Annotated in this window: 18 protein-coding genes; 11 read left to right on the forward strand and 7 right to left on the reverse strand. The window is 62.2% G+C overall.

All coding sequences use genetic code 11. The features are described 5' to 3' along the window. Positions 1–44 precede the first annotated feature (44 nt). Positions 45–2,939: an aminomethyl-transferring glycine dehydrogenase gene (gene gcvP / locus DNK49_RS16775; protein WP_110527058.1), complete on the forward strand. Its 2,895-nt coding sequence runs from the start codon at positions 45–47 to the stop codon at positions 2,937–2,939. A 103-nt stretch (positions 2,940–3,042) separates the two neighbouring features. Further along, entirely contained in the window at positions 3,043–4,656 is a 1,614-nt protein-coding gene (locus tag DNK49_RS16780) for a glycoside hydrolase family 17 protein (RefSeq protein ID WP_110527060.1), read from the forward strand. Here the strand turns inward: DNK49_RS16780 and DNK49_RS16785 are convergent. After that, the gene (locus tag DNK49_RS16785; RefSeq protein ID WP_243632412.1) at positions 4,594–4,995 is read right to left on the reverse strand and encodes a hypothetical protein; all 402 of its coding nucleotides are present in this window, start codon (positions 4,993–4,995) and stop codon (positions 4,594–4,596) included. The genes DNK49_RS16780 and DNK49_RS16785 overlap by 63 nt on opposite strands. Positions 4,996–5,251: 256 nt before the next feature. On the opposite strand from DNK49_RS16785, the gene DNK49_RS16790 reads away from it, so the two are divergent. Continuing rightward, positions 5,252–7,864 (forward strand): glycosyltransferase family 2 protein, encoded by a 2,613-nt coding sequence (locus DNK49_RS16790; protein WP_110527063.1) that lies wholly within the window; start codon positions 5,252–5,254, stop codon positions 7,862–7,864. Between the two features lie 73 nt (positions 7,865–7,937). Here the strand turns inward: DNK49_RS16790 and DNK49_RS16795 are convergent, their stop codons facing one another. From DNK49_RS16795 to DNK49_RS16805, 3 genes are all read right to left on the reverse strand, one after another. After that, positions 7,938–9,080, reverse strand: coding sequence for a methyltransferase (locus tag DNK49_RS16795; protein WP_110527066.1), 1,143 nt, complete (start codon positions 9,078–9,080; stop codon positions 7,938–7,940). Positions 9,081–9,144: 64 nt separating this feature from the next. Continuing rightward, positions 9,145–10,479, reverse strand: a complete 1,335-nt coding sequence (locus DNK49_RS16800) for an SLC13 family permease (protein WP_243632413.1) — start codon at positions 10,477–10,479, stop codon at positions 9,145–9,147. Positions 10,480–10,513: 34 nt separating this feature from the next. Continuing rightward, positions 10,514–11,440: a LysR family transcriptional regulator gene (locus DNK49_RS16805; RefSeq protein WP_110527072.1), complete on the reverse strand. Its 927-nt coding sequence runs from the start codon at positions 11,438–11,440 to the stop codon at positions 10,514–10,516. 117 nt (positions 11,441–11,557) lie between these two features. Here DNK49_RS16805 and DNK49_RS16810 point away from each other — a divergent pair, with 117 nt between their 5' ends. From DNK49_RS16810 to DNK49_RS16845, 8 genes are all read left to right on the forward strand, one after another. Beyond that, positions 11,558–12,334 (forward strand): ferredoxin--NADP reductase, encoded by a 777-nt coding sequence (locus DNK49_RS16810; protein WP_110527075.1) that lies wholly within the window; start codon positions 11,558–11,560, stop codon positions 12,332–12,334. Between the two features lie 103 nt (positions 12,335–12,437). Continuing rightward, positions 12,438–13,469 carry a cytochrome-c peroxidase gene (locus DNK49_RS16815; RefSeq protein WP_110527078.1) on the forward strand — a complete coding sequence of 344 codons (1,032 nt, stop codon included), beginning with the start codon at positions 12,438–12,440 and terminating at the stop codon, positions 13,467–13,469. Continuing rightward, complete coding sequence (locus tag DNK49_RS16820; RefSeq protein WP_243632414.1) at positions 13,466–16,126, forward strand: EAL domain-containing protein; 2,661 nt, start codon at positions 13,466–13,468, stop codon at positions 16,124–16,126. The genes DNK49_RS16815 and DNK49_RS16820 overlap by 4 nt, the downstream gene beginning before the upstream one ends. A 286-nt stretch (positions 16,127–16,412) precedes the next feature. Continuing rightward, positions 16,413–16,895 (forward strand): glutathione peroxidase, encoded by a 483-nt coding sequence (locus DNK49_RS16825; RefSeq protein WP_110527081.1) that lies wholly within the window; start codon positions 16,413–16,415, stop codon positions 16,893–16,895. A 66-nt stretch (positions 16,896–16,961) separates the two neighbouring features. Then, a complete protein-coding gene (locus tag DNK49_RS16830) occupies positions 16,962–18,221 on the forward strand; it encodes a YfiM family lipoprotein (protein ID WP_110527084.1) in 1,260 nt (419 codons plus the stop codon). Between the two features lie 56 nt (positions 18,222–18,277). After that, the gene (ettA, locus tag DNK49_RS16835) at positions 18,278–19,942 is read left to right on the forward strand and encodes an energy-dependent translational throttle protein EttA (protein ID WP_110527087.1); all 1,665 of its coding nucleotides are present in this window, start codon (positions 18,278–18,280) and stop codon (positions 19,940–19,942) included. 17 nt (positions 19,943–19,959) lie between these two features. Further along, positions 19,960–20,697, forward strand: a complete 738-nt coding sequence (rquA, locus tag DNK49_RS16840; protein ID WP_110527090.1) for a rhodoquinone biosynthesis methyltransferase RquA — start codon at positions 19,960–19,962, stop codon at positions 20,695–20,697. Continuing rightward, on the forward strand, positions 20,694–20,918 hold the full coding sequence (locus tag DNK49_RS16845; protein ID WP_110527092.1) for a hypothetical protein: 225 nt from the start codon (positions 20,694–20,696) through the stop codon (positions 20,916–20,918). Before rquA ends, DNK49_RS16845 begins: the two co-directional genes overlap by 4 nt. Positions 20,919–20,990: 72 nt before the next feature. On the opposite strand, the gene DNK49_RS16850 is transcribed toward DNK49_RS16845, so the two are convergent. From DNK49_RS16850 to DNK49_RS16860, 3 genes are all read right to left on the reverse strand, one after another. Continuing rightward, positions 20,991–23,102, reverse strand: coding sequence for a putative bifunctional diguanylate cyclase/phosphodiesterase (locus DNK49_RS16850; RefSeq protein WP_110527095.1), 2,112 nt, complete (start codon positions 23,100–23,102; stop codon positions 20,991–20,993). After that, positions 23,102–23,854 (reverse strand): substrate-binding periplasmic protein, encoded by a 753-nt coding sequence (locus tag DNK49_RS16855; RefSeq protein WP_110527098.1) that lies wholly within the window; start codon positions 23,852–23,854, stop codon positions 23,102–23,104. Before DNK49_RS16855 ends, DNK49_RS16850 begins: the two co-directional genes overlap by 1 nt. A gap of 90 nt (positions 23,855–23,944) precedes the next feature. Beyond that, positions 23,945–26,332: a serine/threonine protein kinase gene (locus tag DNK49_RS16860; protein WP_110527102.1), complete on the reverse strand. Its 2,388-nt coding sequence runs from the start codon at positions 26,330–26,332 to the stop codon at positions 23,945–23,947. Positions 26,333–26,378: the final 46 nt, after the last annotated feature.

The raw sequence follows: 26,378 nt of genomic DNA on the forward strand, positions 1-26,378 counted from the left end.
ATTCTGCTGGGCCCTTTGCCTTGCCCGCTCCGCTGCGCACGACCATGACCGACACGCTCCTCTCCGCCCCGCTCGCCGACCTCGAACAGCGCGACGCCTTCATTCATCGCCACATTGGCCCCAATCCAGCCGAAATCGCCCGCATGTGTGCGGCCATCGGCCTTGCCGATGTCGATACGCTGATCGACCAGACCGTGCCAGCCGCCATCCGGCTGGCGCAGCCACTGCCACTGGGCGCGCCGCAACCCGAACACGAGGCGCTGGCCCGGTTGCGTGCGATCGCGAGCAAGAACGTGGTCAAGAAGTCGCTGATCGGCATGGGCTACTACGGCACCCACACGCCTGCGGTGATCCTGCGCAACGTCATGGAAAACCCTGGCTGGTACACGGCCTACACGCCTTATCAGGCGGAGATTGCCCAAGGTCGCCTGGAAGCCCTGCTGAACTACCAGCAGATGGTCATCGACCTGACCGGTCTGGAACTGGCCAACGCCTCATTGCTCGACGAAGCCACCGCGGCGGCCGAAGCCATGACGATGGCCCGCCGGGTCTCCAGAGCCAAGTCCAACGCGTTCTTCATCGACCAGGCCTGCTTCCCGCAGACCATCGATGTGGTGCGCACCCGCGCCGCTTACTTCGGTTATGAACTGGTCTTTGGCAGCGCCACGGATGCAGGCCAGCATGATGTTTTCGGCGCGCTGCTGCAATATCCCGACGTCAACGGCGCCGTCACCGACCTGCAGGCACCGATCACCGCGCTGAAAGCGCGCGGTGCAGTGGTTGCCGTCGCCTCCGACCTGATGGCACTGGTGCTGCTGAAGAGCCCCGGCAGCCTCGGTGCCGACATCGCCCTGGGTTCTGCTCAACGCTTTGGCGTGCCGATGGGCTTCGGTGGCCCACATGCGGCTTTCTTCGCCACCCGCGAAGCCCACGTCCGCTCGATGCCCGGCCGCATCATCGGCGTCTCCAAGGACGCGCGCGGCAAGACGGCGCTGCGCATGGCACTGCAAACGCGCGAACAACACATCCGCCGCGAAAAGGCCAATTCCAACATCTGCACCTCGCAGGTACTGCTCGCCAACATGGCCGGCTTTTACGCGGTGTATCACGGTCCGCAGGGGCTGAGGACCATCGCTGCACGCATCCATCGCCACGCCGCGCTGCTGGCCGAGGGCCTGAAGACCGGCGGCTTCGCGCTGGCCAGTGCCAGCTTCTTCGACACCCTGGTGGTCGACACCGGTGCACGCACTGCACAGATCGTGGCAAACGCCGCGACAGCGGGTTACAACCTGCGCCAGGTGTCCGGCACCCGTGTCGGCATTGCAGTGGATGAAACCACCACCGCCGGCGACGTCAGCGCCGTGCTGGCGACCTTTGGCATCAACACGGACCTGTCCGAACTCGACCGCCGTGTTGCTGCGGCAGGTGGCGCCCTGCCGGCCGGCCTGCTGCGTAGCGACGCCATCCTCTCGCACCCGGTGTTCAACACGCACCACACCGAACACGAGATGCTGCGCTACCTGAAGAAGCTGCAGAATCGCGACCTCGCGCTGGATCACTCAATGATCTCGCTCGGTTCGTGCACGATGAAACTGAACGCCACCAGCGAGATGATTCCCGTCACCTGGCCGGAATTTGCCAACCTGCACCCGTTCGTGCCGCGTGAGCAGGCTGCGGGCTACCTCGAGATGATCGAAGGTCTGGCCGACTACCTGCGGGCGGTGACCGGCTTCCCCGCCATCTGCATGCAGCCCAACTCCGGCGCCCAGGGCGAGTACGCCGGCCTGGTGGCCATTGCGCGCTACCATGCCAGCCGTGGCGAGGCTCGACGCAATGTCTGCCTGATTCCCCGATCTGCCCACGGCACCAACCCGGCCACCGCGCAGATGTGTGGCATGAAGGTCGTGGTGGTGGACTGTGACGACAACGGCAACGTCGACGTCACCGATCTGCGCGCCAAGGCCCAGCAGCACGCCGACGAACTGGCCGCACTGATGATCACCTACCCGTCCACCCATGGTGTGTTCGAGGAAGCCGTGCGCGAGATCTGCGACATCGTCCACGCCCATGGCGGACAGGTGTACATGGACGGCGCCAACCTCAACGCCCAGGTCGGCCTCACCTCGCCGGCCACCATCGGCGCCGACGTGTCGCACATGAACCTGCACAAGACTTTCTGCATTCCGCACGGCGGCGGCGGACCGGGCATGGGACCGATCGGCCTCGCTGCCCACCTCGCCCCCTTCATGGCGGATCATGTCGTCAGCCCCACCGGTGACGAGCAGCGGCCGAACAAGGGACAGGGCGCCGTGTCGGCAGCCCCCTTCGGCTCGGCCAGCATCCTGCCGATCTCGTGGATGTACATCGCGATGATGGGCGGCAGCGGCCTGAAGCGCGCCACAGAGGTCGCCATCCTCAACGCCAATTACCTGGCTGCCCGCCTCGGTCAGCACTACCCGGTGCTGTACACCGGCACGCAAGGTCGCGTGGCGCACGAGTGCATCCTCGACATCCGCCCGATCAAGGCCGCCACCGGCATCAGTGAGGTGGACATTGCCAAGCGCCTGATGGACTACGGCTTCCACGCGCCGACAATGTCCTTCCCGGTGCCCGGCACGATCATGGTCGAGCCCACCGAATCCGAGGATCTGGCCGAACTGGACCGCTTCGTCGACGCAATGATCTCCATCCGTAACGAGATCTCCCGCATCGAGCAAGGCGAATGGAGCGCCGACGCCAACCCGCTCAAGCATGCTCCGCATACTCAGGCCGACATCATGGGCGACTGGGATCGTCCCTACACCCGCGAGCAAGCGGTGTTCCCGCTACCTTGGGTGGCGGACAACAAGTTCTGGCCGAGCGTAAACCGCATCGACGATGTCCATGGCGATCGCAACCTGTTCTGCGCCTGCGTGCCCATGAGCGATTACGCAGACTGAGCCCGCATACGCGGTAGAATCCGCACGCTTCGACACGAAGCCACGCCTCCGGGCGTGGCTTTTTTGCACCTGCACCCTGCGCGTAACCCTCTGCCGCCCAACCATGCACCTTGCCCCTGTCAACCGCCGCACACTCTGGATTACCCTGCTGCTCACCCACCTTCTGGGGCTGACCGCCCTGCTGGCCTGGGTTCTTGGTCAGACGCGCCCGGTGGAGATGCACGATCTTCATCTGGGCAGTGGCGAGAAGCTCAAATGCGTGTCTTACGCACCCTATCACCGTCCCGGCCAGACGCCGTTCAACGAGCAGGGCTACATTGAACGCAGCCAGATCGTCGAAGATCTGACCGCGCTGGCAAAAATCACTGACTGCGTCCGGCTCTATTCGGTAGACCAAGGTCTGGACCAAGTCCCGGAAGTGGCACGCGAGGTCGGCATCAAGGTATTGGTCGGCGCCTGGATCGGTCACGAGCGCAAGAAGAACGCCATCGAGCTCGACCGGGCCATCGCCCTCGCCAACGCAAACCCGGACGTCGTCAGTGCGCTGATCGTCGGCAACGAAGTCCTGCTGCGTCGCGAACGCAGCTATGACGAGATGAAGGCGCTGATCGACTACGCCCAGGCCCGCACCGAAGTCCCCGTGACCTACGCCGATGTCTGGGAGTTCTGGATGCAGAACGCCGGCCTGGCCGAGTCGGTCGACTTCGTCACGGTTCACATCCTGCCCTTCTGGGAGGACGAACCGGTGGACATCGTCCATGCGCTCGAGCATGTCGCCGATATTCACGCCGAGGTCAGCGCACGGTTTGCCGGACATCGCATTCTGATCGGAGAAACAGGCTGGCCCAGCGCGGGCCGCCAGCGTGAAGAATCCAAGCCTTCGCGCGTCAATCAGGCACGCTACATTCGTGAATTCATCCATCAGGCGCATGATAAGGGTTGGGACTACAACCTGATCGAAGCCATCGACCAACCCTGGAAACGTCGGCTGGAAGGAACCGTAGGCGGTTTCTGGGGCATGCTCGACGCCCACACCCTGGCCCCCAAGTTTCCGCTTGCCGGCCCGGTGGCCGAACGCGAAACCCTGCAGAAACCCTTACTTGGCACCGCCATCGGCGCACTCATCGCGCTACTGCTGGCCAGCCTCTCCGCACGTGGTCAAGGTGGCCCGATACGGCTGGCTGCGCTGACCCTCAGCGGTGCGCTCTGCGGCCTGGTTGCCATCCTGCATTGGGAGCACGCAATGCTGGCTTACCGCAACATGATCGAGTGGACCGTACTGGGCGCGGTGGCAGTACTCGGCAGTATCAGCTGCGGCGTACTGGCCTGCTGGCATGGTCAGCCGCTGGTGTCCACAGCCTCGGCATGGCAGAACCTGCGTGCCCGCAGCAGTCCTTTCATCGCCCGCGATCTGCTGTCGGTGTTGCACGGTGTGCTGCTGTTCTCCGCCGCAATCGCCGCCCTGTTGCTGTTTGTCGATTCCCGCTATCGCGACTTTCCGGTCATGCTTTATCTGGCGCCGGCGATGGTCTTCCTCATTGCGGCCTGGACCGGCCAATGCGGTCGGGCAGAGAAGATCTGCGCTGCCCTCATCGCCATCACCGTGGTTGGCCGCTGGCTACCTGAACCCGCCAACCCACAGGCCATCGCCTGGCTACTGACGGGTCTGGCACTCGCCCTGCCCGCCCTGCGACCGCAGCAGCACCAACAAGGCTGACAGGGCCCCCACGGCCGCATAGTCGTAGCTGTAAAGCACCAGGCCGGCGATGCCGGATAGCCAGCCAGCCCAGGCCAGCCGACGGCACGACAGCGCAAACGCCCCAAGGCCACAAGCCAGGCTGAACCACCCCAGGCGCTGATCATGAAAGGTCTGTACAAGACCCCATTTCAGCGCGCACTGCCAGGCGGGATCGCTGACCGCGCCCGCATCGCAGTTTCTGGGCAACAGGTTGTTCTCGATGACGCCGTAACGCAGCGACAATACCGCCAGCAGCATGGCAAGACCGGCGGTCCACACCACAGCACCACCATATTTACAGAAATTAATTCGCCCCATCCCGCTTTTCCCTTACAAATCAATTACCGCCTGCGGCGATTATTTCCTGTTGCAACTCAACTTGCGAATCACTATCTAACGGCTTGAAATCGCGCATAAAATGCAATTCACCGATGACCCTGAAGCTGGCGGATTCTGTCACAGATCGACTGCTTTCGGCATTTGCCCTGTGCCTGAACCGGCCGGGCAATTCAGGGTCCGCATCCCACTTTCGTAGCACGACAGGGTTTTATTCCCTTCAAGGAATCTATCGAACATGAAGGACGCTGCCTCGCTTACCTATCGCCTGGCGCTCGCGTTTGCCATCGCAGTTCTGGTCGCCGTCGCCCAGTACTGGATCTGGCAGCAGTTCAACCGAGGCGCCGATTATGCCGGCGCCACGCAGAGCATCAAGGGTTTTGCCTACAACGGATTTCAGCGTGATCAAAGCCCGCTGACAGGCAAGTTTCCCAATGACGAGAACATTGCCAACGACCTGGACCTGCTCGCCAGTTCGGCGGACAACCTGCGCACCTACGGGGTGCTCGACATCCCCAACCTGCTGGCCATTGCCGGTACCCGGGATCTGCTGGTCACGGCCGGCGCCTGGCTGGATGCAGACAAGGACAAGAACGAGCGTGAAATCGCTGCTGTCGTTGAGGCCGCAAAGAAGATGCGCCACATCGAACGCGTCATGATCGGCAACGAATCCATCCTGCGCGGCGACCTGACGCCTGCACAGATGATCGTCTACCTCGACAAGGCCAACAAGCTGATCCGCAAGCCGATCTCCACCGCCGAACCCTGGCATGTATGGTTGAAGAATCCCGAGCTCGCCAAGCACGTGGATTACATTACCGTTCACCTGTTGCCGTACCACGAGGGTGTCCCGGTCGAAGCGGCCGTCGAATACGCCTTTCAGCGCTATGACGAACTGGTCAGGACCTTCCCGAAGAAGAAGATCGTGATCGGCGAGATCGGCTGGCCCAGCAAGGGGCCGGTGATCGGCGCTGCGGTGCCATCGCTGGACAACCAGGCCCGCTTCATCCGCGAATTCATTGCCCATCCCCGCACGCCGCGGCTCGATTATTTCCTGATGGAGGCCATCGACCAGCCCTGGAAGGTCGACATCGAAGGCTGGGCGGGTCCTTACTGGGGCATGTTCAACGCCGATCGTCAGCCCAAGTATGCGCTGGAGGGGCTGGTTCAGCGTGACCCGCACTGGAGCAAGAAGGCCAGCAATGCGGCCGTACTGGCTTTCCTGCCGATGTTCCTGATTGCCTTCTTCCTGACCGACTGGAGCATCTCCGGCCGTGTTTTCCTCGCGGGCATGATCCAGGCCTGCGTCTCGACGTTGATTGTTGGCCTCAACGTCCCCGTCGACTACTACCTGACCCAGCGCGACCTAATCGGCCTGGGCATGCTGATCGCAGCCACCTGCCTGACCGCGGCCGTACTGCTGTCACACGGCTTCGAATTCGGCGAAATCCTGTTCAAGCGTAAATGGCAACGCCGTTTCATGCCGCTGCCTGCACATGCGCCGGAAGAACAGCCCTTTGTGTCCATTCACCTGGCCTGTCACAACGAGCCACCGGAGATGGTGATCGCCACCATCGACAGTCTGGCCAAGCTCAACTACGCCAACTTCGAAGTCCTCATCCTCGACAACAACACCAAGGACGAGTCCAAGTGGAAACCGCTGGAAAAACGCTGTGCTGAACTCGGCCCACGTTTCCGCTTCTTCCATTTGATGAACTGGCCGGGCTTCAAGGCCGGTGCGCTGAACTACGGTCTGAAGGTCACCGATCCGCGTGCCGAAGTGGTGGGTGTGGTCGACGCTGATTACGTGGTCGATCCGGAATGGCTCTCCTGCCTGATCCCGCACTTCGACAAACCTGACGTTGCCGTCGTCCAGGCACCACAGGCTCACCGTGACTGGGAAACTCAGCCTTTCCGTCGCATGTGCAACTGGGAGTTCGACGGTTTCTTCCGCATCGGCATGCATCACCGCAACGAACGCAACGCGCTGATTCAACACGGCACCATGACCCTGGTACGTCGCCTTGCACTGGAAGAAGTCGGCGGCTGGTCGGAATGGTGCATCTGCGAGGACACCGAGCTGGGCCTGCGCCTGATCGAGAAGGGCTACGACACCCGCTATGTGGACCACATCCTGGGCCGCGGGCTGACGCCATCGGACTTCGCTGCAATCAAGAGCCAGCGCTTCCGCTGGGCGTTTGGCGCAATGCAGATCCTCAAGGCCCACCTGCCCCACATGATCGGACGCAGCAGTCTGAACCTGGCCCAGCGCTACCACTTCCTGACCGGCTGGTTCGCGTGGCTGGGCGATGCGCTGCAACTGGTGTTTGCCTTCGGCAGCCTGCTGTGGACGCTGGGCATCCTCGCTTTCCCGAAGGCCTTCGGCCTGCCGGTGACCGCGCTGGCACTACCCATCCTCGGCTTCATGGCATTCAAGGCGGCTCTGGGTCCCATCCTGTATCGCCGCACGATGGATTGTCCGTGGAAGGACATCCTCGGCGCCTCCATCCTGTCGGTCGGGCTTGCGCATGCGATCGCCCGCGGCGTGTTCACTGGCCTGGTCAAGAAGAAAGGTGTGTTCGTGGTTACGCCCAAGGGCTGGAAAGCCAAGGGGGCGCTCGCCTTCTTCGGCCCCATCCGTGAGGAGATCGGCATGCTGGTCGCCCTGCTACTGGCGGCCGTCTCGCTGGTGATGCTGCGCGGCGCCAATGATCTGGAAACCCAGCTTTGGGTCGGCATCCTGGGGCTGCAGTGCATTCCTTACCTTGCCTCGATCGCCTGCCAGATTGCGGCCTACATGCCGGAACGCCAGAGCCCGGCCTCCGAGATCAAGATGCAGCCGGCACACTGACCGTACGAGTCATCGTCTCTCCAGCAACAGCCCGCAATCGCGGGCTGTTGCATTTTCGGCGAACCAATCCAGCTCAGCTCTTGACCGCCAGACGCCACAAGGAGGTGACTTCGGCCTGACGAGCGGCCGCCAGCGGATCGCTGTCATCGGCGGCCTTGCCGTGACGTGGGCGGATGTCCAGGCGGTCCAGCACCTTCAGCCCGTTGCGCTCGATCTCATCGAGCAGTAAGGCGCGACTGCGCAGGCCCAGATGTTCGGCCAGATCCGACAGGATCAACCAGCCCTCGCCACCCGGTGTCAGATGCGCTGCCAACCCAGCCAGAAAACCCTTCAGCATACGGTTGTCGGGGTCATAGACTGCCTGCTCCAGCGGGCTGGTCGCACGTGCTGGCAACCAGGGTGGATTACATACGATCAATGGCGCCTGCCCATCCGGAAACAGGTCGACCTCCTGGATCTCCACCCGCCGCTGCAGACCCAGGCGCTGAAGGTTGTCGCGGCAACAGGCCAGCGCGCGCGGCGACTGATCGGTGGCGATGATCCGGTCAACGCCCCGCTTTGCCAACACAGCCGCCAGTACCCCGGTACCCGTTCCAATATCGAAAGCGAGTTTTCGGGTCGGCAGCGGAGCCTGCGCAACCAGATCAAGGTATTCGCCACGCACTGGCGAGTACACCCCGTAATGCGGGTGGATGCGCGCCCCCAGCGCAGGTATATCAACCCCCTTGCGCCGCCACTCGTGGGCACCGATCACGCCCAGCAGTTCGCGCAAGGACGCAACAAAGGGCCCCGAGGCCGGACCATAGGCCTCCTCGCAGGCCTCACGCACGTCGGGCGCACGCCGCAACGGAATCGCATAGTCGTCGTCGAAGGGAATCAGCAGCATACCGAGCGTACGGGCACGCTGTGCCTGATGCTGACGGTGCAGGTGAAAATCTTCGGCCGAGATCGCATTCTTGACAACGTTCCCCTTCTTGCGCTTGGCGGGCTTGCGCACCGCGCGTCGGGCCATCGCCTGCAGCAGCAGACGGGCATTCTGGAAATCCCCCCTCCACAACAATGCAGTACCCTCGCACGCCAGCCGGTAAGCCGTATCTGCATTCATCGTATCGTCGGCCAATTGCACCCTCCGTGGAGCGGGCATGCCGTTTTCTGCATGCCATCGTGCGGTGCACGGGCAATCCTGTTCAGTCCAGCTCAGTTGAGCTTCATTCATGGGGTCATGCTCCAAAGTCGTTCAGGTTGCGCCGGTCCCGTGCACGCCCCTGTAACACTCATCATCAGAACACCAGCGCCAGGGCGCCGGCAACAAGCAGGACTGGAAAGGCAAAAGCGCTGACCCCCAGCCCGCTGCGTATCATCTCGCGCTGCGGTACATGACCACTACCGAACACGATGGCGTTTGGCGGCGTTGCCACCGGCAGCAGAAAGGCGCAGGAGGCGCCCGCCGCCACCAGCACGGCGACCGGAACATTGTCGATGCCCGGCGCAAGCTCGATGAACAAGGGCACCAGCAGGGCCGCACTGGCAGTATTGCTGGTCACCTCAGTAATCAGCATCGCAAAGAGGATCATCAAGCCCAGGCAGACCAGTGCCGGCAGCACCTCCAGTGGCCCGCCAAGCTGTGACGACAGCCAGGCCGCGGCCCCGCTGTCGGTCAGTACCCGGCTCAACGTCAGACCGCCACCAAACAGCAGCAGCACGCCCCATTCAGCGCTTTTCTCGACATCGGCCCAGCTGGCAAGCCGGAGCAGATGTAACAAGAACAGTGCGAACAAGGCCACCGCCGCATCAAAGCCGCGGCCAATGCCAAGTGCGGCCGCCAGCGGTGCCCCGAAGACCCAGAGACCAACAGTGAGCGCAAATACCATCAGCATCATGAACTGAGACTGTCCCCAAACCTGATCATCGCGAGGAGGCGGCGCAAGTTCGATCTGCAGATCCGGTTTCAGGCTCCATCGCAGGGCCAGTTCCATCAATGGCATCAGCACCAACACCAATGGAAGGCCCCACCACAGCCACCCGACGAAGTCGAGGCCGACATTGGCAGCAGCAATCGCGTTCGGGGGGCTGCCCACCAGGGTTCCAATGCCGCCGATATTGGCCGAAAACGCCACGCCAAGAAGCACATAGGCATAGGTCCGGCGATACTGATCCGGCGCCAGTGGCGACAGCAAGCCAAGCGCAAGCGGGAGCATCATCGCTGCCGTCGCGGTGTTGCTGATCCACATCGACAGCAATGCGGTCAACCAGAACAACCAGCGTGCGCACTGCCCCAGCCTGTGCCCTGCCCGCGCGATGACCCATCCCGCCATCAGGCGATCCAGCCCCTGCCGATGTAACCCGGCAGCCAGCGCAAACCCGCCCAGGAACAGAAAGATCACCGGATCGGCAAACTGCTTGAGCCCCTCATCGAAGGGCAGCACCCCTGCAATCGCGGCGAGCAAGGGTACCAGCAAGGCCGTCACACTGACATGCAGGGCCTCACTGACCCAGAGCCAGGCCACCGCACTGACGATGGCGAGCCCCGCGGCAACCGGCCCCAATGCGGGTTCCAGCCCGATCAGGAAGCCGAAAAACAGCAGTGCCGCGATGGCAAGATTGACTCCGCGCAAGACAAACCCTCTCAACCCAGTGGCCGCCATCCGCTCAAGGCACGGCGGGCAGCGCAATCTCATGACTGTGCGCAACGCCTGCCGTCAAGGCCCGACAATCCTCCAGGAAGGTGCGCATTGCCGCAGTATGGTACTTGCCCCGACGCCAGATGAACTGGAATCGCCGGCGCAGATCGAGTTCAGGTGTTTCGACCGGCACCAGACTGCCGCGCCGAAACGCATCACGCAAGGCCAGGCGGGAAATGCAGCCCAAACCGAGCCCGCTTTCGACCGCACGCTTGATCGCCTCGGTGTGTTCGAGTTCGAGCCGGGTGTTCAGTCCGCCCGGCCAGTGCCTGACCGCATGTTCAAAGGTATCCCGGGTACCCGAGCCACGCTCGCGCAGGATCATCGGCTCGACGGCCAGTTCTGCCAGACTTGCCTCACCCCGCGCAGCAAGTGGATGCGAGGGTGCGCAAAATACCACGAGCTCATCGTCCACCCACGGTTCGACTTCGATATCGGCATCACGCACCTGCCCCTCAATCAGCCCGATATCGATCTCGTGGTGCAGCAACTGTGCCGCAATCATGGCGGTATTGTGAACCTGCAACTGCACTCCGCTCTCCGGATGTCGCTGCAGGAAACCCGCGACGATCAGGGGTAGCAGGTAGTTACCGATGGTCAAGGTCGCACCGACCTTCAGGCTACCCAGTCCGTGCTCTCCGCGCAGCAGGGCTTCAAGCTCATGAGCACGGTCCAGCAACTCTACCGCGCGTGGCAGCAACATCCTGCCTGTTTCGTTCAGATGCAGACGTTTGCCGTGACGATCGAACAACTGCCGGCCAAACTGGTGCTCCAGCTCAGCCAGCGCGGCACTGCTGGCCGACTGTGACAAGCTCAGGGTATCTGCTGCACGGGACACGTTCTCGCACTGGGCGATGGCAACGAAGACCTCGATCTGTCGAAGGCTGTAACGCATTGGAAACTGAAAAACCTCTTTATCAATTCAGCAAGTAACAGATATTCGAATTATCCATCAAACAGGTAAAGATTGGCAGCTAGACTGCGGCTCATCATCCTTCGATCGGAAGCTGCCATGAGCAACCTCGCACAAGAACGTGTCCTCAGCGTCCACCACTGGAACGACTCGCTGTTCTCATTCCGCACGACCCGCAACCCCGGTCTGCGTTTCGAGAACGGGCAGTTCGTCATGATCGGCCTGGAGGTCGATGGCCGCCCCCTGACCCGCGCCTACAGCATCGCCAGCCCGAACCACGAGGAGCACCTTGAGTTCTTCAGCATCAAGGTGCCGAATGGCCCCCTGACCTCCCGGTTGCAACATCTGCAGCCAGGTGACCCCATCATCGTGTCGAAAAAACCCACCGGCACCCTCGTGCTGCACGACCTGAAGCCAGGCAAGCACCTCTACCTGTTGTCGACAGGCACGGGGCTCGCGCCTTTCATTGGGGTCATCCAGGACCCGGAAACCTACGAGCGTTTCGAGCGCGTGGTGCTGATCCATGGCGTACGCAACATCTCTGAACTGGCCTACGCGGATTTCATCGAACAACACCTGCCGAACAATCCCTACTTTGGCGATGCCGTACGCGAGAAGCTGATCTACTATCCGACCGTTACGCGCGAACCCTTCCGTAACAATGGCCGTCTGACCGACCTGATCTCAAGTGGAAAGCTCGCCGCCGATATCGGCCTGCCCCAGCTGAACCCCAGCCACGATCGCGCAATGATCTGCGGCAGTCCGGCAATGCTGGAGGACAGCTGCAAGCTGCTGGACGGCCTGGGCTTCGAAATTTCGAAGCGCATCGGGGAGCCCGGCGACTACGTCATCGAGCGCGCCTTCGTGGAGAAGTGACGCCTCACAAGCGATCAGCCTTGCCGTCACACAACTGCAGTTTGTAACGGCAAGCCTTGATCAAGCTCAATATGGGGAGTGATGAGATCGATACACTGCCGCAGTGAATCGAATTGCCTCTCATCACGCGCTATCCATCCTCATCGCACTGCTCGTCGGCGCGGTGTCGCTGTACATCTGGTTTCCCAGCACACCTGGCATGACGCCGACGCCAACGGACACAACACTGGCGAGCGCCGGCTGGAATCCGGGTCCGATCGTGCCGGTTCCGCAGCCTGCCGTTGCCTCGCCTGCTAAAGCAGCCCTGGGTGAGCGCCTCTTTCACGACCCTGTACTGTCGTCCGATCGGACCGTCTCATGTGCCACTTGCCATGACCTCGCCAACGGTGGCGATGATGGACACAAGTTCTCATCCGGCGCGGGCGGTGCGCAAGGGACGCACAATGCGCCTACGGTATTCAACGCGGCACTGAACTTCCGCCAGTTCTGGGACGGACGGGCCGCGAATCTGACCGCGCAGGTCAGCGGCCCCATCCATAATCCGGTGGAGATGAACAGCAGCTGGCAGCAGATCATCGAACGTCTGAGTGCCATCCCCGAATATCGTCTCGCATTTGCGGAAAACTACCCCGAAGGCATCACCCAGAGCAGCATCACTGACGCCATCGTCACTTTCGAAGCCAGCATGCTGACGCCGGATGCGCCCTTCGACCGGTTCCTGAAAGGCGACGAGGACGCAATCGGACCCGATGCGCTGGAAGGCTATCGCCGATTCACGCAGTTTGGCTGCGCAAGCTGCCATCAAGGCGTCAATGTGGGCGGCAATCTCTACCAGCGCTTCGGCATTCTGGGTGATTACTTCGAGGATCGTGGACATCGTACCCAAGCCGACCTGGGGCGCTTCAACGTCACCGGAAACGAACTCGACAAACAGGTTTTCAAAGTTCCCGGACTGCGCAATGTTGCCCTGACCGCACCTTACTTCCACGACGGCAGCATCGAGACACTGGACGAAGCGGTCGCAATCATGGGGCGCTACCAGCTTGGCCGCACGCTCGACACCGAGGACCGGCGCCTGATCGTCGCCTTTCTGAACACACTGACCGGACACTACCGCGGAGCCTCCCTTCAATGAACCGCGCTGTCCATGGCCTGCAGAACGGCATCACCACGCCAACCCCCCTTCCGGCACAAGGCCCCCTTCACTCGCTACGCCTGATTGCGGTCGCCCTGACCGCAGCCGCCTTGCTCGTCTGGGTGTTCATCCATGCCGATAGTGTCTCGATTGCCGAGCATCAGCGCTACGCCTACGAGCTCCGCAGCATTCGGCAGGTTGACAAGGAGGTCGATGCACTGCTTCTGGCCACACGCCTGAACCTGCAGCCCAACTTCGACGCATTGACACTGCAAACCCGGCACCTGTCAGACAACAGCCAGCAGCTCACCGACATTCCCAAGTTCCTGCCGGCGCCGGAAGCCCACACGCTGCTCAACCTGGCCACCGAACTACAGCGCCTGATCGCCCGCAAGATCGAGCACATCGAACAGTTCAAAAGCGACACCGCAGTGTTACGCAACTCCAGCAGCTACTTTCCCGCTGCCGTCAGCGAGCTGACACCGCTGCTCGGCACCGACACCCCTGCTGCCCGGCAACTGGCCACCCTGCTGGCCGAGGTCATGACCCATGCGGTCAATGGCGGAACCGAGCGCGCGGTGAGCATCCGCACCCTGATCACCGAACTTGAACGCAATGCAGCGACGCTACCGCCCAACACCGCAGAACGGCTCCGCAGTGCGCTGGCACACGCATCCTTGCTGACCGGTCGTAAACCGGCAATGGAAAGCCTGATTCAGGAAACCCTCGGGCTACCCACCGCCGAGATCGCCGAGCAGTTGGTGGAGCACTACGCAGCCGCATACGAGCAGGCAAACCGGCACGCCCATCATTACCGCCTGATCCTGCTTGTCCTTGCACTGGGTCTGGCAGCTTATCTGGTCCTGCTGTTCCTTCGCCTGGGCCGCACCCGGAATGCACTGATGCAGGCCAATGCTGCGCTGAACGAGCGTATCGAGGTTCAGCGCCGCTCGGAAGAAGAGCTCAAACGATATGCCACCGTCTTCACACGTGCAGCCGAGGGCATGGTGATCACGGACCAGCGCGGCCAGGTGATCGCCGTCAATCCCGCTTTTGCGGAGATTACGGGCTACACCAATGCCGAGATGGTCGGACGCAGCCCATCCATTCTGAGTTCGGGGCGCCAGCCGCCCAGCTTCTACCGCGAAATGTGGCGCAAGCTCGACACAGATGGTCAATGGCAAGGCGAGATCTGGAATCGGCGCAAGAACGGTGAAATCTACCCGGAGTGGCTGTCGATTACCGCGGTCAGGGGGCCTGATGGCAAACCCACGCACTACATCGGTCTGTTCTCGGACATTACCGAGCGCAAGCAGTCCGAAGCCCGCATTCACCATCTGTCGTATCACGACGCCCTCACCAACCTGCCCAACCGCATGCTGCTTCAGGATCGTATGCAGCAAGCCATCCAGCAGGCCAAGCGGGTTGGCTGTCATCTCGCCGTGCTGTTCCTGAATCTGGACCGATTCAAGGCGATCAACGACAGCCTGGGGCACGAGCGCGGCGATGCGCTGCTGCAACAGGTCGCAGTTCGCTGCCGCGAGGCCTTGCGCGATGTGGATACGCTATCCCGCCCGGGTGCGGACGAGTTCGTCTTCATCCTTCAGGATCTGCAGAACCCGCAGGACGCCGCCAACGTCGCACGCAAGCTGCTGAACATCATCGAATGCCCCCTTTTGCTGGGTGAACACCAGATCAGCGTCACCGGCTCCATGGGAATCGCGGTGTATGACGGCGATGGCAGCACGCCAGCCGAACTGCTCCGCAATGCCGAAACTGCAATGCGCCGGGCCAAGCAGGAGGGCCGCAACGGCTTCCAGTTCTACGCCCAGGACATGAATCGGACCTCACTCGGCGACCTGCTGCTGGAAAACCAGCTGCGCGGCGCCATCGAGCGTGGTGAGCTGGAACTGCACTACCAACCCAAGGTCTGCGCGCAGAGTGGTCAGCTGGAAAGTGCCGAGGCCTTGCTGCGCTGGCGTCATCCCGAACTCGGGTTGATTGCACCGGGCCGCTTCATTCCGGTCGCCGAGGAATCCGGGCTGATCGTCGTCATCGGCGAATGGGTGATTCGCGAAACCTGCCGTCAGCTCGCTGCCTGGTCGGAGGCAGGCTTGAATCCGGTACCGATCGCGGTCAATCTGTCAGCTCAGCAATTGTGTCAGCCTGAACTCACGACCCAGGTTGCCCAGGCGCTCGCGAAAAGCGGAGTCTCCGCCAATCTGCTCGAGTTTGAGTTGACCGAAACCATGCTGATGCGGGACATCGACCGCAGCCTGAGCACGCTTGGTCACCTGAGGGAAATGGGTGTCAGCCTGGCCATAGACGATTTCGGCACCGGCTACTCCTCACTCTCCTACCTGCAGCAGTTCCAGGTCCAGGTACTCAAGATCGACCGGAGTTTCGTCAACGACATTCGCGTCAGGGGTGCTGACGGCAAGATCGCGGCCGCCATCATTGCACTGGCGCACAGCCTTGGCATCAAGGTCGTGGCAGAGGGCGTCGAGACGGAGGCACAACATCGCTTCCTGACCCGACATGGCTGCGACCTGCTGCAAGGCTATCTGTTCAGCCGGCCACAACCCGCAGCGTCGTTCGCCCAGCAACTCGCGACCCAGCACTCAGGTGCCCGCTTGCTATCGACGTCCATCCCCTGACGCGCCAACGATCCAGCGCTTTCGCCTCAGCCCCTTCGCCATGGCACGCCCAGCAGGCGGTCGGGCTTGAGTGACCATGGCGAGCCAGGCGGGAGCACGAAGACAGATTCGGCCGTTCTTGAAGCGCGCAGTCATTCCATGCAAGATAAAATTGGGCAGACATGGCGTATTTCTCCCACTGACGCAGTCGATCAGCATCAAGTCCGGCAACCTTCCAGGCCCATCATGCATTGACCGGCCGACCGCCACAGGCGACACTCAACCCCCTCCACCTCAAGGTCAAGCCATGACTCGAGTGCCCTACGACATCCCCGTCCGCACGCTCAGCGGACAGGACACCACGCTGGCAGAACACGCCGGCAAGGTCATGCTCATCGTCAACACCGCAAGCCAGTGCGGCTTTACCCCTCAGTACGCCGGGCTTGAAGCGCTGTACCGCGAGTATGGTCCTCTCGGTCTGGTTGTACTCGGTTTCCCGTGCAACCAGTTCGGTGCTCAGGAACCTGGCGACAGTGAGCAGATCGCGAGCTTCTGCGAGACCCGCTTTCAGGTCAGCTTCCCGATGTTCGAGCGAATCGACGTCAACGGCGAACACGCCCACCCCTTGTACCTTTGGCTCAAGCAACAGGCCAGCGGCCTGCTGGGTACCGAAGCCATCAAGTGGAATTTCACCAAATTTCTCGTCTCCCGCGACGCCAGCTCGGTCGAACGCTATGCGCCGACCACGACGCCTGCAAGTCTGCGCAAGGATATCGAGGCCTTGTTGTGACCAACCTCCCGGCATGATCCATAGCAGCCTGGCGCAACAGCATCCATCGACCGGCTTGTTTCCCGCATGAAGATCCTGCGTTTTCTGGCGTGGCTCGCGCTCGCGCTAGCCGGATTGAGCTTCGCACTTGCCTTGACCGCCCTCGCCTTGCTGGCCAGTGCCCTGGAAGCCAGCCCGACCGTCGAGCGTGAGCCCAGCCTGTCGCCTCGGTCCATTACCCAGGCCCGGCAGATCCTCGTTCAGAACGATCCGCGCCGATTGCAGGCCGGCGATCTGCGCGCTGCAATCCTGCCTGTCCGCCTTGCCGACGATGCAGCCAACCATCTGGCCTCGCGGGTTCGCGACGCCCGGGCGCGGGTCGAGACCCTCGATGATCTGGTCCGCGTTCACGCCAGCCTGCGCCTGCCAGGGGTACCCCAGCGCCCGTTCGTCAATATTCGGGCGGATATCCGCACCACAGGCGGTCTGCCTGAACTGCAGGGGTTTCGCATCGGACGGCTCGAACTGCCCCCCGCACTGGTGCTGACTGCGACCCGTCTGGCGATCCAGACGAGCGGTGTCAGCGAAGAAGCCGAGCTGCTACGACGTTCAATCGTCGCGGTCAGCGTCGCGCCAGGAGGGCGCAACCTGCAGATTGCTTACGTCTGGGACCCGGCGATGTTAGAGCGCCTGCGCACGCGCGCAGTCGCAGAAGTCGATCCCGAACAGCTGCGCAGCGTCAATGACGCCCTCTCGGCCATGCTCAGTCACCGCGCCGCAAACGTGCCCATTCGTCTGACCGAGATCCTGCCCGCCCTCAGGGCTGGTGACGAAAGTGATGGCTTCGCTCGCCAACGTTCCGTACTACTGGTCCTTGCCGCCTATCTCGGCGGCAAGGATCTGAGCAAACTCATTCCAGAGCTGGGCGGCTGGAAACGGCCGGTGCCTCGCGAACTGATCCTGCACGATCGCAACGACATTGCCCAGCACTTCATCATCTCTGCGGCGCTGGCTGCCTGGGCGGGAGAACCGCTGGCAGAGGCCATCGGGGTCTGGAAGGAGCTTGAGGATGCTCGCGCCGGCAGCGGTTTTTCCTTTGCCGACCTTGCCGCTGACCGCGCTGGAACCCGTTTCGGCCAGCTCGTGCGCGAACGTGATCCCCGCATCGAGATCCTGCTGGCCGGCGCGGTCGTGGATGGCGACCTGCTCCCTTCTCTCGCAGGCCTGCCGGAATACATCCCGGCGGCGGAATTCCGTCGCCGCTACGGCTCGACCGACAGCCCCGCCTATCGGGCATTGATCGACGACATCGACCGGCGGATCACTGCCCTCGCACTTTATCGCTGAATTGCCCCAGCTGCGGTAGACTCCACGGCTTCACGTTTCAACCCAAGCGGATTCCCATGGCCCAGTATGTAATGTCGATGCTTCGCGTGTCCAAGATCGTTCCGCCCAAGCGGCAGATCATCAAGGACATCTCGCTCTCCTTCTTCCCCGGCGCCAAGATCGGCCTGCTCGGTCTGAACGGCTCAGGCAAATCCACCGTGCTGCGCATCATGGCCGGCGTGGACAAGGAGTACGACGGCGAAGTCCAGCACCTGGCTGGGCAGCGCATCGGCTACCTGCCGCAGGAACCCGAGCTCGACCCCACCAAGACGGTCAAGGAAGAAGTCGAAGCCGGGCTGGGCGAGATCGTCGAAGCACGCCAGAAACTCGAGGAAATCTACGCCGCCTACGCGGAGCCCGACGCCGATTTCGACAAGCTCGCCGAAGAACAGGCCCGTTACGAAAACATCCTGTCGTCGGCCGGTGCCGACGTCGAAACCCAGATGGAGATCGCCGCCGACGCCCTGCGACTGCCGCCCTGGGAAGCCGTCATCGGCAACCTGTCCGGTGGCGAGAAACGCCGCGTCGCGCTGTGCAAGCTGCTGTTGTCCAAGCCGGACATGCTGCTGCTGGACGAACCCACCAACCACCTCGACGCCGAATCGGTCGACTGGCTGGAGCAGTTCCTGACCCGCTTCCCCGGCACCGTGGTGGCCGTCACCCACGACCGCTACTTCCTGGACAACGCGGCCGAATGGATTCTTGAACTGGACCGCGGACACGGCATCCCCTGGAAGGGCAACTACTCCAGCTGGCTGGAGCAGAAGGGCGACCGCCTGGCGCAGGAAGCCAAGCAGGAAGCCGCCCACATGAAGGCCATGAAGACCGAGCTGGAATGGGCACGCTCCAACCCCAAGGCCCGTCAGGCCAAGTCCAAGGCCCGCCTGGCGCGATACGAGGAAATGGCCAGTGTCGAATACCAGCGCCGCAACGAAACCCAGGAGATCTTCATTCCGCCGGGTGAGCGCCTCGGTGACAAGGTGATCGAGTTCGTCGATGTCACCAAGGCCTTCGGCGACAAACTGCTGATGGACAAGGTCAGCTTCAACATTCCGGCTGGCGCCATCGTCGGCGTCATTGGCCCCAACGGGGCCGGTAAATCCACCCTGTTCAAGATGATCCAGGGCCTGGACAAGCCCGACAGTGGTGAAGTGATCATCGGCTCAACGGTCAAGATTGCCGCGGTCGATCAGTCACGCGAAGGCCTGGCCAACGACAAGACCGTGTTCGAAGCCATCTCCGAAGGTGCCGACATCCTGACCGTTGGCCGCTTCGAGATGCCCAGCCGGGCCTATATCGGCCGCTTCAACTTCAAGGGCGGCGACCAGCAGAAGATTGTCGGCAACCTGTCGGGTGGCGAGCGCGGCCGGCTGCACCTGGCCAAGACGCTGATCGCCGGTGGCAACGTCCTGCTGCTGGACGAACCCTCCAACGACCTCGACGTGGAAACCCTGCGCGCGCTCGAAGATGCGCTGCTGGAGTTCGCCGGCTGCGCGATGATCATCTCGCACGATCGCTGGTTCCTCGACCGTATCTGTACCCACATCCTGGCAGCCGAGGGCGATTCGCAATGGACCTTCTTCGCCGGCAACTACCAGGAATACGAAGAGGACAAGAAGAAGCGGCTGGGCGAGGAAGGAGCCAAGCCCAAGCGTATCCGCTACAAGCCGATCGCACGCTGACCGCCGGCCCCCGCGACATGAGTGCCGCCCAGTCCGAAGCCCTCGCCCCCGGTCCGTCCGTCGAATCCGTACCCTCGTACTTGAGCGAGACTTACAGCTGGGCCTATCTCAACCCGCGAAACCTGCGCTGGCTGGACAACAGCTTGGTGGTGTCGAGCATCCTGTGGGGCAACGCCGGGCGGCTGATGCGTGCTGCGGCGGCGGAGTTCGAGCCGGGACAGCGCATCCTGCAGGCCGCCTGTGTGTATGGTCGTTTTTCCGAGATGCTGGCCCACCAGGTCGGCAACACGGGGCAACTCGAGATTGTCGATGTGGCCCCCATCCAGATCGCCAACGTCCGCCGCAAGCTGTCGGCCTACCCGCAGGTTCGCAGCCGGCGGGGCGATCTGACCCTACCGCTGGGCAAGCGCTACCAGGGAGTTTGCTGCTTCTTCCTGCTGCACGAAGTTCCGGCCGAGCAACGCAGCCGTATTGTTGACAACCTGTTGTCGGCGGTTGGGCCGGGCGGCAAGGCCGTCTTCGTGGACTATCACCGACCCAGCCGGCTCAACCCACTGGCACCGTTGATGTCCCTGGTGTTCCGCCTGCTCGAACCCTACGCCACCTCGCTGCTCGATACGCCAATCGATAGCCTTTCCCCCCAGGCGACCGATTTCGACTGGCATCGCCGCACCCTGTTCGGCGGCCTGTACCAGCACGTCGTTGCCACCCGACGCAGCCTCACCGAATTCCCACCTTCACGCCGACAGCCATGACCTACGAAGAGCATCTGGACGAAGTCACCACCCTGATCTACGAACGCTACGACCAAAGCGAGAAAGACGCCGTCGACATGGTCATGCGTGCCCAGGCGGACGATTTCTTTTCCGCCCACGACGACGACCCCAGCCTATGCACCCAGGCACGCGCGGAAGAAGACGCACGCTCGGTGTTCAAGAAGTACGGCCCGAAGACCGTAAAGAAGGCCGGCCGCTAAGCGGGATCCGGGCCAGACCCAAGGGGCACGGGCCCCGCAAGGCACGGCACGGCACGGCAAGCTCATGATCGCTCAGGCGGCGATCTGTGCTTGCTGAGACAGCAGCAGGGTCTCGACGGCCGCTGCGCTCAGGGGACGGTGGAAGTAATAGCCCTGCAACAGATCGCAACCCAGCTTGCGCAGAAAATCAAACTGGGCGCACGTTTCAACGCCTTCGGCCACCAACTGCAGCTTCAGGCTGTGCGCCATCACCACCGTGGCCGTGCAGATGTCGGCATCGGCCGAATCCGCTTCGATGTCACGCACGAAAGTGCGATCCAGCTTCAGACGATCGATCGGAAACAGCTTGAGATAGGCCAGAGACGAGTAGCCGGTGCCGAAATCGTCGATCGACAGTGACACCCCCAGCGCACGCAGATCATGCAGGATGGCAATGGTCTTTTCCGGGTCACTCATCGCCATTGATTCCGTCACCTCCAGTTCCAGCGCCTCGGGTGGAATATCGAACTCGGCCAACAGACGCTTGAGCAACGCAGGCAACCCGACATCACGCAACTGCAACACCGACAGATTGACCGCCATCCGGATATCGCGCAAACCCTTGCATCGCCAGCCATGCAGTGTCTTCAGGGCTTGGCGCAGCACCCATTCGCCAATCGGCAGGATCATGCCACATTCCTCGGCCACCGGGATGAAGTCGGCCGGAGACACCATGCTGCCATCGGCGCGCCGCCAGCGGATCAAGGCTTCGACGGCGACCACCCGGGTGCCATCAGCACTCATCTGCGGTTGGTAGTGAAGCTGAAACTCATTGCGTCGCAAGGCATCGATCAGGGAGGTTTCCACCGACAGCCGCTCCGCCACTGCCGCATGCATTGCGGCATCGAAGAACTGGAAACCCGACCGCCCGCGTGCCTTGACGTGATACATGGCGATGTCGGCATGCTTCATCAGGGTACTCACATCCTCGCCATTGTCGGGAAACAGCGCGATACCCACCGACGCGGTCAGGCGCAAGGACATCTGCCCCAGATTCATCTCGCGCCCGGTCGCCTCCAATAGCTTGCGTACCACCGGTATCGCATCACTGGCATTGTCGAGTTCATTCATGACCACGACGAACTCATCGCCGCCGAGCCGTGCCACCAGATCGGTATCGCGCAGACAGGCACGATAGCGGTCGGCAATGATCCGCAGCAGATCGTCCCCGCTGTTGTGTCCAAACGAGTCGTTGATGGTCTTGAAGCGGTCCAGATCCACAAACATCACCGCCAGCCGCTTGCCGTGGCGCCGCGCATAAGCCATTGCCTGCTCCAGCCGGGCTTCGAGACCGTAACGGTTCGACAACCCCGTCAGCGTGTCATGCAGCGCCGCATGTTCCAGCGCCTGCTGCGAGGCGGCAAGCACGCCTGCCGCATCAACCACGGCGCCCATCTCCACACTGCGCGCGCGCGGTAGCGCAGGCAAGGTCTGCGCCCCCTTGCGCAACTGGTGCAGATAATCGGACAGACTGACCAAGGGGGCAACGACCTGGCGACGTACCAGCAGGATCAGCAACATGCCGGACACCGCAACGATGATTGCCCCGCCAAGGGTCACCATCAGTACCGAACGCATGCCGTCCGCGATCTCGTCAGCGGCCCGGGTATGTTCGCTGACCACCCGGACCGCTTCCTTGTCAGCCACTTCTTTCAAAGCCGCACGACGGCTTTGCCACATCACTTCACGCTGCCGCTGCAGCGCCTCGGCTTCGGCAGGCAGGACCTCGGGAGAGACTTCACGACTCCGCCAGGCCATCATGACCGCAACCGTATCGAAGGTTTCCGCGACCACGCTGGAGCGCCCCGCCAAGGACGCAATCGAGGGGTGGGCCGCAAGCGCCTGCATCGTCAGGCCGGCTTCGCGCCACCGCGCCGGATCGCGCTCGCTGTTGAAATGGTCGCCCAGCGCGATCAAACGCTCCAGATTGCCGACTGCACGCAAGGCCTCCATCTGCCGCGTGGCGGTTCGTCCGCCAACACTCTCGGCAAGACGGATGACCGAATCGGACATCAGCACCACGACGACAACCCCCAGCACCAACATCAGGGTCGACCACACCGGCACCCAGAAGGCGAGTTTGCGCAACGACAGGCGTCGTGCAGCGTCATCGCCAGCGGATTTAGCAGGCTGAACGGCGCTCATCAGAGAATGCTGAAGGGAAAGTAACGCCGCGCCAGGGCTTCATGCTCACCACTGGCAATCATCCGGAGAATGGCGCGATCGACGGCTTCCAGCAAGGCCTTGTCACCTTGGCGCACCGCGATATGAACGCTTCCCCCCAGACCGTCTTCGGCAATCGGTGTACCCAGAAAGCCAAACCCCTTCCCGACCTCCGTCTGCAGGAACGGAAACGCCTGCATCAAGGGCAGCAAGGCTGCAGAGCAGCCCCCTCGCTGCAAGGTGTCGAGCACGGCCTGATTGGAGTCCAGCGGAATCAGTTCAACACCATGACCACGCTCGGGCACGGTCAGCCAGGCCTGCTGCACCGAACCTGCAATCACGCAGGTGCGCCTGCGAGCCTCTTCAAGGGAAGCGCCCGCCCGGCCCACAAAGATCGAACTTGACCGCCAGTACGGAACGGAAAACCCTACCAGTCGAGCGCGTTCAGGCGTCTTGAGAAAATTCGCCAGCCCCAATGCCGCGCGGCCCTCTGCCAGCTCGGGAATGATTTCCGGAAAGCGTCGGGTTTCGAAACGGCAGGCCCGCTTCAACTCCCGGCAGATCGCCTGACCAACATCGACATTGAAGCCCTGTACCCGTCCTTCTTCATCCAGCGAAGAGAAGGGCAGCGAGCGTGGCGTCACCAGCACGAGCAGGGGCGGCTCCTCTGCGGGTACGGGCGCGGGGAGAAACAGCAGGGGCAACAACAGGGCCGGATACAGGAATCGCTTCATGGCGCGATTCTGTATTACTTTAGTATGAAATAACAGTGCTCTGGACTCAGTCTAACCGGGTGCTCGTCGACACCGTGAAGAACTGCTCGCTCAGCCCCCCTGCTTGATCGCAAGGACGGCCTGATTGCGTAAGGTCCGCAGCAGGGACAACTCTTTTTCCGAGATCACGATCTCACCCGCCAACGTCTTGTCCGCGTAGATCAGTGCGACGGGCTTCTGCTTGATCGTCAGTGGTAACAGCACGAAAGTCTGCGCGGGAACACTTTCTCGAAACCATGCCGGAATGCGGTCGGCAATCTTCGGATCATTGACGTCGGAGATCAGGATGTCCGCACTCTTGGACGTTGCCACATGAAAGATGTCCGGTGTGAAGCTAAGTGGGAAACGGAACTTCTTCGCCAGCTCTGCAACCTCTGGACCAAAACCGAAGCGACCCTGCATGGTATTGGTGCGCGCATCGCGAATACACAGCAACACCCGGTTGAAACCCATTGCACGGTACATCGTCTCGAGGATGATGCGCAGGACGTCGTTGAGCTTGAAGTCCTCGACCAGTGTATTGCTGATGTCCTGGATCCCGGCCGAGAGCACCGCCTCGGTGTCGGCCGCCTTGCTGCCCTCGGGACCAAAATTACCGGTCTGCAGCGCCGCGGTTGGCCGGTTGCCCAGCACGGCCGCTGCGATACCGCCCTCCTCCAGCGTACGCGACCGGGCACCCGGCACAATCGTCGGCGCATCGCCAAAGCGCAGCAACTGCTGCCCGAACTGCGTCTGGCCCGGGTTGATGCGGATGATGCGGGCAAAATCGTTCAGCTCTTCGATGGCTCGCAGCACCGTCTCGCGCAGGCGCGTGCCGGCACCGGGCAAGGCATCGGCGAAACGCGCTGCGATGCGGCGCAGGTCACGATCGCGTTCTTCCGCGCTGGCCTGTGCAATCGACCCACAGATTTCATTGGAGAATGCCGCTAATGCGCGCAGACGCTCCTGTTGCGTCGCCGGCTTGCGCACCGGACCAAAGCCGAGCTTGCGCATGCTGTCGACGATCAGCCCCGGAAAGCCCCAGCTACGGGCGATGCCGATCCCCAGAATCTCGTAGGTAATGCCCAGTATCCGGTGCGTTGCCGCATCCTCGGTGCATTCCTTGCGCGCCACCATGCGACGGATCTCGTCGCTCTCCTCGGGAAAGTAGAACTGAGCCAGCAAGCGCCCAAGATTATGGAAAATCGCGCAGATGTAGGCCTGCTCAAGATCACGCGACTGCATCAGCTGGGCAAGGTCTCTTGCCAGGATGGCAGCGAGATTGGCGCGCAGGAACTCCTCCTTCAACTGCGCCGCATTGTTCTTGTTCTGCAGATGCTCGAACAACAGTACCGTGATCGCGATATTGCGCACAGCATCGAAACCCAGCACGACAATTGCCCGCGACACCGTGCTGATGTTGCCACCACCGGCCTGGCGGTAGTACACCGAGTTCACCAGCTTGAGCAGCTTGTTGGTCAGCGAAAAATCCTTGAGGATGGACTCAGACAGTTTGCCGATGCTCTCCGACTCGCTCGAGGCGATCCGGTTGATTGCCGTCACCGACTCCGACAGCGCCGGGAAATCGCTCTTGTGGCGCATGCGCCGCAGCAGGAAGTCCACGGTGCTCTGTCGTGCTTCCTGGGTGGCCGCGTCCTCCTCCGGATCCAGCCACGTCTCCAGCGCCTGTTGAAACTCGGCCGCCGATGAGTATCGCAATGCTGGATCACGCTCCACCGCACGCAGCACGATGCCTGCCAGGCGCTGATCGATTTCGGCATTCGCCGGCAGCACAATGGGCTCGGCGGCAACCTGCTGCATCACCTGATCGACATCGTCACCGACAAACAGTCTCCGCCCGGTCAGCAACTCGATCAGAATCACCCCCGCAGCGAACACATCGCCGCGCTCGGTGACCTCCCGGTTCAGGATGTACTCCGGGGCCATATAGGCAGGCGTACCCGAGAACGCGCCGCCGGCAGCCTTGCCGCCAGTAACACGCCGGGCAATGCCGAAATCCATCACGCGCGGCGTGCCATCCTCGTCCAGCAGCACGTTGCTGGGCTTGAGATCGCGATGTATCACTCCTTCGGCATGCGCCTTGCCGACCGCGGCCAGGATCTGCACCATCAGGGCCGCTGCGCGTCCGGCATCGATCGCCCCTTCGCGCTCCATCAACTGCGCAAGACTCTCGCCCGGCACATACTCGAACACCAGATAGGGATCGGCGTTAACCTCACCGGCCTCGAAGATCGGCACGATGCCTGGATGACGCAACCTGCTGACGATGCGCGCCTCGTTCAGCAAAGCCTCGCTTTGCCCTTTGCGCTGCTCGTCAAAGTGCAAGGTCTTGACCGCGACCTCACGCTCGAGTTGAGGATCGAAGGCAAGATAAACGACGCTCTGGGCCCCACGCCCGAGTTCGCGCTGGATGTTGAACCGACCGATCTTGCGCATCATTCTTATCGTTTTGTTGATAGCGGCCCGACTGCCCCGTGCCGTGCTT

The sequence above is a fragment of the Parazoarcus communis SWub3 = DSM 12120 genome, from assembly GCF_003226565.1.
Classification (GTDB): domain Bacteria; phylum Pseudomonadota; class Gammaproteobacteria; order Burkholderiales; family Rhodocyclaceae; genus Parazoarcus; species Parazoarcus communis.

Coding starts and splice junctions, on each gene's coding strand:
- gcvP (WP_110527058.1), top strand. CDS start 45: ATGACCGACACGCTCCTCTCCGCCCCGCTCGCCGACCTCGAACAGCGC.
- DNK49_RS16780 (WP_110527060.1), top strand. CDS start 3,043: ATGCACCTTGCCCCTGTCAACCGCCGCACACTCTGGATTACCCTGCTG.
- DNK49_RS16785 (WP_243632412.1), bottom strand. CDS start 4,995: ATGGGGCGAATTAATTTCTGTAAATATGGTGGTGCTGTGGTGTGGACC.
- DNK49_RS16790 (WP_110527063.1), top strand. CDS start 5,252: ATGAAGGACGCTGCCTCGCTTACCTATCGCCTGGCGCTCGCGTTTGCC.
- DNK49_RS16795 (WP_110527066.1), bottom strand. CDS start 9,080: ATGAATGAAGCTCAACTGAGCTGGACTGAACAGGATTGCCCGTGCACC.
- DNK49_RS16805 (WP_110527072.1), bottom strand. CDS start 11,440: ATGCGTTACAGCCTTCGACAGATCGAGGTCTTCGTTGCCATCGCCCAG.
- DNK49_RS16810 (WP_110527075.1), top strand. CDS start 11,558: ATGAGCAACCTCGCACAAGAACGTGTCCTCAGCGTCCACCACTGGAAC.
- DNK49_RS16820 (WP_243632414.1), top strand. CDS start 13,466: ATGAACCGCGCTGTCCATGGCCTGCAGAACGGCATCACCACGCCAACC.
- DNK49_RS16825 (WP_110527081.1), top strand. CDS start 16,413: ATGACTCGAGTGCCCTACGACATCCCCGTCCGCACGCTCAGCGGACAG.
- DNK49_RS16830 (WP_110527084.1), top strand. CDS start 16,962: ATGAAGATCCTGCGTTTTCTGGCGTGGCTCGCGCTCGCGCTAGCCGGA.
- ettA (WP_110527087.1), top strand. CDS start 18,278: ATGGCCCAGTATGTAATGTCGATGCTTCGCGTGTCCAAGATCGTTCCG.
- rquA (WP_110527090.1), top strand. CDS start 19,960: ATGAGTGCCGCCCAGTCCGAAGCCCTCGCCCCCGGTCCGTCCGTCGAA.
- DNK49_RS16845 (WP_110527092.1), top strand. CDS start 20,694: ATGACCTACGAAGAGCATCTGGACGAAGTCACCACCCTGATCTACGAA.
- DNK49_RS16850 (WP_110527095.1), bottom strand. CDS start 23,102: ATGAGCGCCGTTCAGCCTGCTAAATCCGCTGGCGATGACGCTGCACGA.
- DNK49_RS16855 (WP_110527098.1), bottom strand. CDS start 23,854: ATGAAGCGATTCCTGTATCCGGCCCTGTTGTTGCCCCTGCTGTTTCTC.
- DNK49_RS16860 (WP_110527102.1), bottom strand. CDS start 26,332: ATGATGCGCAAGATCGGTCGGTTCAACATCCAGCGCGAACTCGGGCGT.